This window comes from Candidatus Peregrinibacteria bacterium, assembly GCA_030700255.1.
Classification (GTDB): domain Bacteria; phylum Patescibacteriota; class Gracilibacteria; order UBA1369; family JABINC01; genus JABINC01.
Map to the genome: position 1 here is coordinate 1 of JAUYJN010000017.1, position 8970 is coordinate 8970.

At 37.6% G+C, this 8970-nt stretch carries 7 protein-coding genes; 5 read left to right on the forward strand and 2 right to left on the reverse strand.

All coding sequences use genetic code 11. The annotated features are described in order from the left end of the window. The first annotated feature begins 390 nt into the window (after positions 1 to 390). From Q8P68_02260 to Q8P68_02270, 3 genes are all read left to right on the forward strand, one after another. A complete protein-coding gene (locus Q8P68_02260; protein ID MDP4007993.1) occupies positions 391 to 1101 on the forward strand; it encodes a hypothetical protein in 711 nt (236 codons plus the stop codon). Then, positions 1088 to 1543: a hypothetical protein gene (locus tag Q8P68_02265; GenBank protein ID MDP4007994.1), complete on the forward strand. Its 456-nt coding sequence runs from the start codon at positions 1088 to 1090 to the stop codon at positions 1541 to 1543. The genes Q8P68_02260 and Q8P68_02265 overlap by 14 nt, the downstream gene beginning before the upstream one ends. Positions 1544 to 1640: 97 nt before the next feature. Continuing rightward, positions 1641 to 2693 carry a glycosyltransferase family 2 protein gene (locus Q8P68_02270; protein MDP4007995.1) on the forward strand — a complete coding sequence of 351 codons (1053 nt, stop codon included), beginning with the start codon at positions 1641 to 1643 and terminating at the stop codon, positions 2691 to 2693. A 43-nt stretch (positions 2694 to 2736) separates the two neighbouring features. Here Q8P68_02270 and Q8P68_02275 read toward each other — a convergent pair whose 3' ends face one another. Continuing rightward, on the reverse strand, positions 2737 to 3591 hold the full coding sequence (locus Q8P68_02275) for a hypothetical protein (protein ID MDP4007996.1): 855 nt from the start codon (positions 3589 to 3591) through the stop codon (positions 2737 to 2739). Positions 3592 to 4067: 476 nt separating this feature from the next. Here Q8P68_02275 and Q8P68_02280 point away from each other — a divergent pair, with 476 nt between their 5' ends. Continuing rightward, positions 4068 to 5465: a sugar transferase gene (locus Q8P68_02280; GenBank protein ID MDP4007997.1), complete on the forward strand. Its 1398-nt coding sequence runs from the start codon at positions 4068 to 4070 to the stop codon at positions 5463 to 5465. A gap of 7 nt (positions 5466 to 5472) precedes the next feature. Next, the gene (locus tag Q8P68_02285; GenBank protein ID MDP4007998.1) at positions 5473 to 7473 is read left to right on the forward strand and encodes an O-antigen ligase family protein; all 2001 of its coding nucleotides are present in this window, start codon (positions 5473 to 5475) and stop codon (positions 7471 to 7473) included. A gap of 1 nt (position 7474) precedes the next feature. On the opposite strand, the gene Q8P68_02290 is transcribed toward Q8P68_02285, so the two are convergent. Continuing rightward, complete coding sequence (locus Q8P68_02290) at positions 7475 to 8503, reverse strand: DUF1385 domain-containing protein (protein MDP4007999.1); 1029 nt, start codon at positions 8501 to 8503, stop codon at positions 7475 to 7477. Positions 8504 to 8970: the final 467 nt, after the last annotated feature.

Here is an 8970-nt window from a genome sequence, read left to right on the forward strand (position 1 = left end):
AAATTTAATGAATTTTGGTTATGTGAAAGTGTGCACGTGAACAGATTTTGTACGTTATCTTGTACAAAAACTCTTCCCGGAAGGAGGGATTGTACAATAATCCGTACAATTTGGTTTTTATGTGTTTGCTAAAAAAGCACTTCCAGCCACACTTCTCTCATAAAATGGTCTATCAAATACGTACTTCATGGCTTGTTCTTAAGAATGACGTCTGAAACACGGCGTTCAAGACGTGTGCGCGTGCACAGCCTTTGAAACACGGCGTTCAGCTGGCAAACTTCGCGCATAGCATTGCCCAATTTGTTTAAAGACCCCTTGATGACGACTTGACATCACCGCTATGCAAGGGTATAGTCGCTTCTTAAAAATAAATTTTTATAATAAAATCATATGGCAAGAGGGTTATCAACTATGGCGGCAGCAGTATTAGCAGTGTCAGCTTTAACGCCGGGTTGTAGAGATGACAACCCTCATGGGGAATCTATGAGAGTAGTTGTTCCAACTGGAATACTAGTACCTGAGCTTGAAGGAGGGTTAAGCAACGATGTTCCGGTAGAAGCTCTTCCTGTAGAGTTAATAGATGATGATAACGCTCCTTTATTTGAAACAGACGGAACTTCAGTTGGTGTCGACGTAGAAGTGTGGGAAGCGGCAGCGGGAGTTAGAAATGCAGTTATAGTATCAGGTGAGGCGAATGATGGAGATGAATTAAGGGTTGTATTGCCATTGGACGATGGGAATACATTTATTGATAATGATGGTAGAAACTTAGTTGTCGTAGCTGGATATTGTAGATTAAATCAGGTGCGTGAAACTACTGAAGGTGGTCGTAGAGCTTCAGATGAGCTGCGTCAGTTTGGAATAGGAACGGAGCTCCCGCCGGTAGAATCAATTAGAATGAGACAGGCAGACGTAGATGGTTTAGATGAGTTATTTGGCTTTACAGATGGTCAAAGTGTAATGAATGGAGATAGGCCTTTAATGGCAGCGGAGCTTATCCAAAATGGTGGGCCATTTCTTGCTCTTAGTTGTACTGATGGCGTGGCAGGTGCAGCAAATGCAGCTGAATTAATAGTAGGTGGCATAGATGATGATGATTGATGACGATACGACTGGTGATGATGATGACTCTACAAATAACGAACCTTGTTTAGTTGAGGTTTTGTCAGTAGAAGATGCTGGTAATGGCGTCACAGTGGCTGTACCTGAATGGGCATTTGACATGGATACATCGGCGATTGTTGACCTACCTGGAGGAGATATGGTTTTCCCACTTGAATCAGGTTCACACGTTGGACTTGTTATGACTAGTGCGCAAGGCGGACCTTCACAACTTCGCATTGTACCAACAGGTGATTGCACCGGGCTTAGCCTGGGAGGGCAAGTTTTTTTCCCTCAAAGCGAGCCACCATACGATGGGGCAAAAGAAGCTATACTCAATGGGGCTACAGATTTTCAAGAACTTGTACCTGATGATTCAGGGGTTTATACAGCAACAGAGTTGTCAAATATTAACGCTGAAGGTTGGGGGATTACTCGATAGGTTATTCTGCGTTGTACTTGATAGGTTTTTTTTGTAAGCTTGGCGACGAGTATTTACGAGTCGCAAGTGCCGCCATTAAAATAAAACAACAACAAATATGCCAAAATTATCTATAGCAATTATTAATTACAATACGTGCGGACTTCTTGAAAGTTGTATAGATTCATTGCAAAAAATTGATTATGAGAAAAAAGAAATCGTACTCATAGATCAGGCGTCAACGGACGATTCGGTTAAACAAGTGAAGAAACTTTTTCCGAATGTAAGAGTTATTGAAAATCAAAACACCGGGTACAGCGGAGGGGCGAACAAAGGATATGATTCAACTGACGGAGAGTATCTGGTTATTATGAATCCGGATGTAACTGTTACGAAGGATTATTTCAAGATTCTTATAAAAGAATTGGAAAAAGATCATAAAATAGGTGCAATAACGGGTAAGATTTTAAAGACATTACCGGCGAGTCCGCCGAAAGATTTTCAGTCGATCATCGATACAACGGGGCTACTTGCATTCAAAAACAGAAGGGTTGTAGATAGGGGGCAGGGCTTCGCCGATACCGGTCAATTTGAGAAAAAGGAAGAGGTTTTTGGTATATCGGGGTGTCTCGCGCTATATCGCCGCGAAGCCCTGACTGACATTGCTCTTCCTACAAAATCAAAGCATGCAAAAAATGGCAAAGAAGTTTGGGATTATGATTTTTTTATGTACAAAGAGGATATAGATGTCTCATGGAGGCTCAATTTGCGAGGTTGGAAATGCATCTACCTACCGGAAGTAGTCGCATATCATGAGCGTGGAACAACAATACTTAAAAGATATTCAAACAAAGATGTAATCAAGCATAGAGCTTCAGTCCCAAAATTAGCACGGTTTTATTCATATAAAAATCAACGCTTGATGCAGTTGAAAAACGAAATAGCTGGAGATTTGTTTAAAGATTTCTTTACGCTTTTTATTCGTGAAATCCTTATAATGGGATTTGTGATTTTAAGAGAGCCAAGCACATTTGGTTCGATATTTTCGCTTATCCGAGAGCTCCCATCTGCATTCAGAAAACGCCGCCACATACAAAAAAACCGTAAAGTCACCTCAATGCGTCACTTCCTAAAAGGTTGTCCAAAAGACACCTTTGAAGGATGGAATTAGCATCCCTCTACGCATATCGACATATTTCCCCCCATACTATTCCCTAGTTATCTACTTTATTCTCAGCTAAATCCTGTTGGTGTTTTTGTAAGAATTCTTTAAATAATTTATCGACGCTTATACCTTTCTCTTGCAGCTCGAGCAGATTCTCAAGTGTTTCTTCCGAAAGTTTTAGCTGGAGTTTCTTGATAGGCAATGCCTCTCTTTTACAGAGTCCCATGCCTCCAATATTTTCATCCAAACTCGCATAGATTTGACTTATTGCAGCATTATCTTCTACGCAAGATTTGTGCACGTGCACAGATTTAGGGTTATTTGACGGCTCAAATAAGCCATTCTCAATTTTTATCTTTGAACTTTTTTCACTGGTATCAGCGATGTTGCTAACAAAATCACAACTCATATCACTACCAAAATCTGAAGAACTATTGTTAGAACCAAATAGCGAATCATTACCAAAGTTGAACTGATTTTCATCTGCAACATCCGTAACCCCAAACCTACTTTTCACATCCCGAACATATGTTTCAACTGTTCTACAAGAGAGTTTTCTAACAGCTTCCACTAAATCAATTTCATCGACCAGATCAACTATAGAAGCTATTTTTGCCAATTTATTTGAACTTATTTCGCCATTCACCAGCAAACTATGCAGTAGAGGTTTTTCAACAAAACGATCACTCAAATTGACAACCCTATCGACATGTTCGCGGCTTACTCCTCCGTATTTGGCCGCGAATTCGTATATGGATTTACATTTTTTCTTTTCAAAAAGTTTGCGTTTTTTCATCTCAGGCAAAAGTCCTATGAATTTTCGTCTGAAATGTATGGCCTTCTCACCATATTCTTTGCAGAGTGCAAGCAGGCCTTTATCGGAAAGTTTTGTTAAATTTTTCATGTAGTTTTGATTAAAGATTAGTTGTTTATTTGATGATTATGCTTCGCATTCTTTTTTTTGCAAAAGAAGTTTTACCTTTTGCCTTACAACGAAATAATAACATTTACTCACCATTTTGGGTCAAGGCGAAAGTGCTAAAAAAGCCCAGTCAAAAGCCAAGAAATGCCATTTCAACTTGCGCTAAAACTCAAATATTACATGGTGAGTATTGGCTTACTTCCGACTGATGTTTTATATTAGATTAGGAGGTGTTGAGAGATGCTAAAGATGACGTATGAATAGTTTGAGGTGTTGAGAGATGCTGAATATAAAGTACAAATAAAAGGTTAGCACCATCCAATATACTTGTGAAAGTTTAACATTATATAATGTGACGGGGTCAAAGAGGCTGCCTAAACCGTATTTACCTTGTCGCTTTTTCTGCTAGAATAGCCGAGGTGTTGGGGTCGGGCCAAAGATTATTTTAATATAAATAAATGCGCTCATTTATACGCATCATAGATCAAAAGGGGTTATCGGTTTTAATTCTTGTGCTTACGGATGTGGTTTCGTATTTTCTTAGTTTTATAGCCGCATATTTTGTTCGGTCTCATTTTCTGGTTAAGTCTTTTGATGTATCTCAAATACAATCCGTTGAATTTTATCTCACAGCACTACCGGTAGTGTTCCTTATAATGCTTTTTGTTTTTTATATTTTTGGGCTTTATGAAAGGAAAAACAGAATAGATGGGGTAATGGAATCATATCACGTGATGCGCGCAGTAACCTTCGCGTGGTTGCTTGTTATGGCCGCATCATTTTTGGCAAAAATTGATTATTCCAGAGTGCTTGTGATTTTATTTTGGGTAATCTCTTTGGTCCTTATAAATCTTGGTAGATTGATTGTCAGGCACGTGAAGCTTATGTCGATCAAACATGGCTATGGACTAACGGGGGTGCTGATTGTCGGAGCCGGAAAGGTTGGGCGTAATTTGAGCGCAGAATTAGAATCATATGTTCATTTTGGATATAGAGTTGTTGGATTTATAGATGATCATGTAAAAATCAAGGAAGGAAGTCCATTTAATTTTCTTGGAAAAACAAAAGATATTACGAGCCTTATTTCAAAACACAAAATAGATGAGGTTTTTATTTCTGATCCGGCAATGTCGTACGAGGCAATACTTGGTTTGATGCACAAATGTGAGGGTATGGATGTTCGGTTCAAAGTTGTTTCCGGTTTATTTGAAATAGTCGCCGGACGTATAGATATGACTGAAATAGAAGGGATCCCGAGCCTCGACATGCGTCGTACTCGTGGGAATTTCATTTTCTTATTCGTAAAAAGATTGATGGATTTGTTGTCTGCGATCATTGGTTGTTTATTACTTTTTCCACTTTGGGTTATTATTGGTTTAGCAATAAAAATTGATTCAAGTGGGCCAATTATTTTTAAACAAAAACGTATAGGATACAAAGGAGAAGAATTTGTAATGTGGAAATTTCGAACAATGCATCAAGGTGTGCGCAATCAAGAGTATGCTCCAAAAAGTTTGAGTGATAAGAGGGTAACAAGGGTGGGGCGCTTTCTTCGCAAGACAAGCCTCGACGAAGTACCACAATTTTGGAATGTCCTAAAAGGCGAAATGTCATTAGTGGGGCCGCGCCCCGAGATGCCATTTATAGTGGAGAAATATACTGATTGGCAGAAACGCAGGCTCGACGTAAAGCCCGGTATCACGGGACTTTGGCAGATACTTGGAAGGAAGGATTTGCCTCTGCATGAGAATATTGAATATGATTTTTATTATATAAAAAACAGATCACTTTTCCTCGATATTGTTATCATCATTAAGACTGTTCTGGTGATTATTACAGGAAAGGGTGCGTATTAAAAAACACATGAAAGAATTAATCGATACATTCTTGGGGGACACGAAAAAATGGTATGAAAAAGTATTTTTAATTTCGATACTTGGTGTTGCATTTTTAACTCCTATACTTTTTACATTTAGGCTCAAATCCGTTTTTGTTTTGCCAAAATTATATATACTCGCAATATGTTTGGCGATAGCGGTAATTATGATTGCGATCAAATATTTCAAAGAAGGGTCATTAATTCTTCGACCTAAAAAGTTTAATTTATTACTTGGTATTTATGCGGTTTTACTTATAGCATCTACATTGTTTTCATCAAATATTTATACAAGTTTGTTTGGGACTTATGGCAGATTTATAGGGCTGTTCACGCTCCTTACTTTATTGACTCTTGTATTTTTGATATTCAATTTTGTGCGTGAAAAGGTAGATCAAATACGTGTTTTGATTTTCTCATATATAAGTTCAATAGTTGTAGTTGTGCTTGGAATCATACAACACATGGGATATTTGATTGATAAATCTGAGCTCAATGCGGTAGCGAGCCGAGCGTTTTCAACGCTCGGACACGCAAATCATTTTGGAGGATTTATAGCTCAATTTATTTTCGTATCACTTGCACTTTTTTGTCTTTTGAAAAATAAATTCCTTAAAGCCGGCATAGTGATTTTGAATTTATTTTATCTTTATGCGCTTTTTCAAACTAGTAGCAGAGGTGCGTTTTTGGCGTTTATAGTCGCATCCATTGTTGCGGCGATTTCAATATTTGCGCTTTCATGGAAGACCCATAGAGAAGTGATGAAAAAAGTTCTCACAGGAATTATTATATTTATATTGATAAGCGTTATAGGAATATTTGCTTTCAAAGAAAAAGTGAAAAAAATAGAAGTGGTTGATCGTACCATAAGCATGGTCGAGTTTATGCAGGATGGCAATATCCCTGATCGTCTAAGTTGGATTTTTAGTAGTCATCAGATGATACAAGATAGGCCATTTTTTGGATTTGGAGTTTCTACTTTCCATGATATTTACAATCAATACAGGAGGCTTGATTATCGTACCCCAGGGGACGAGCAAGACAAAATTGTTCCGGAAACCGCTCACAACGAATACTTAAATATAGCAGCGACGGAGGGGCTATTTGCATTCATCGCTTATCTTGCAATTATGATTTATGCCTTGAGATTTATATACAAAATCGCATTCTCCGAAGCGATCCAAAAAAAGAAGAGTTCAAAATCTTTCGTACTTATATTTTTAGCGTCCGCAATCCTTACATATCTAATTCAAGTGCTTGTTAATTTTGGAACTATTGGAACTATGACACCGTTTTTCATTTTACTTGGTGTTTCACTTGGATATGCTTCAAACCTCAGTGAGCCCGATGTGAAGATAGATACAAAAGGTTATGCCCTAACCGGATTTATAATTTTGCTCACAGGTTTTTCTATTATGAATTTATACATGGTACATAGGGCTGTGAAAGCTGATAGATTTTTGAGATTAACAGAAGTTTTGCATCTTCATCCGGATTTTCAAAAGGATGGATATATCTATCATATAGATGCTATGACTCGTGCAGTCGATTTAAATCCATACGCTTATAATTTATATGAAGAATTGGGAGCTTATGATCTAAAACAGGCCATTAGAGTTGCAGAATACAAAAAGACGGAAGCTTTGTTGCTTGATGCGACCTCTGCTTATGAAAGGGCATTAAAATTGAATAATTTCCATGCTGATACATACAAAGATGTCGCTACAATAAATAGTTACTTGGTAGAAGTTTACGGGCAAGTAAATGCTGTTGAAAAAGCGAAAGAGGCAAAGGCTAAAGTTTATGCCGCTTATGACAAATCAATTGAATTAAGTCCAAATAATCCACTTCATAGAATTATCGCTGCAGATAAATATATGCAATTTGGTGACTATAAAAAAGCCCTTACTTTATATGAAGAAGTGAGGAGTATGCGCCCGGAATATCCGGGTATAGATAAAAAGATTTCATCGGCGCGCGGTAACTAAACTATTTACTTTCCAGTTCAAGAGCTCTCTTAAGTGATGCGAGTCCCACTTCAAGTTGTTTCAAATCCGGTTCTGCAGTTGTGATTTTTTGGAACCAAAGCCCCGGTTTGATAATTTGGCGCACTATCCATTTGTCCATATGTTTCGCACTGTATTTGAGAGCTTCATAAGAAACCCCAGCTATCAAAGGAAGCATTGCAATTCTTTCTAAAAATTTTAGTAAAAATTCACTATGAGTTGGCACGAGTGTATAAACTAAAATACTCATCATGAAAACTATAATTATAAAACTAGTCCCGCAACGCGGATGAAAACGCGTATGTTTTTTTGCCTCCACCGGTACGAGCACATCTATGAGTTTCTTGCCTGCATTGGCTCCGGATTCATCTACGCTTTCATAGGTAGTAATAGACTTGTGCTCCGCCCCATGGTATTGAAAAAGCCTCTTTATATCAGGTAGTTGCGCTATAAGAATTAGGTAAATTAAGAAGAAAAGAGTTTTCAAAATCCCATCTATAATATTGAAATATATATATGTGTCATTCAAAATTGGGAAACTTCCACTCAAAAAATCAGTTATAAAAAGTGGTAACCATTTAAACAAAAAAAGCGCTAAAGCGAGTCCAATAACTAGGCTAACAACTCCGATCAAAACTTCATGTATAGTTCTATTCCCATCGGATTTTAGTTCATGATCTGATTTTTTTGTCTCAGAACTTAAAAAAACATCATTTGAGAAATTCAACGCTCGAACTCCTATATACATAGATTCGACCAAGCCAACCATCCCGCGAAGAACAGGTATTTTGCTAACGCCAAGTCTTTTTCCCCATGAAACAAACCTCTCTTCTTTTATAAGAATTTCACCACCACTCTTCCTAACCGCGATAACAATATAGTTCGGCGATCTCATCATCACACCTTCCATCACCGCCTGCCCACCGACCGCAAAATCAAATTTCCGACTCTCTGCAGCTTCGATTTTTAGTGACAATCTTTTCTTTGGTTGATTTATTATTTTTTTAGACATTTTAATTTTAAAATTAAATAGCTAATACATTATACATAAAACTCAATCTGAAACTACGATAAATTTTTTATAAACAAATCCTTTGACATTTTTGATTACGACACGACGGAAATACAACTCTGTATTGACCATATAGCACGCCCTAAAAGTAAGCCAACGCTCACCATGTAACATTTGTACTTTGGTGCGACCCAAAGTGGCGTTTCTTGGCTTGTAGCTTGTTCTTTTTATCATTCTAGCCTTGACCAAGAATGGTGAGCGAATGTTATAATTTGTTCGTAATATAGTTACTGATAATTTACTTTTAGGATGAGCAAACTATAAAGAAATCACAATAATTTTTAATTAAAAACTCATGGAAAAAACTACATCAACTAAGTCATCTTTGAATTTTCAGATCAACAATGTTGGCGATCTTTCCGACAAAGAGCTCATCAGTCTATGTGAAAATTTTGGAAAAAACGCCC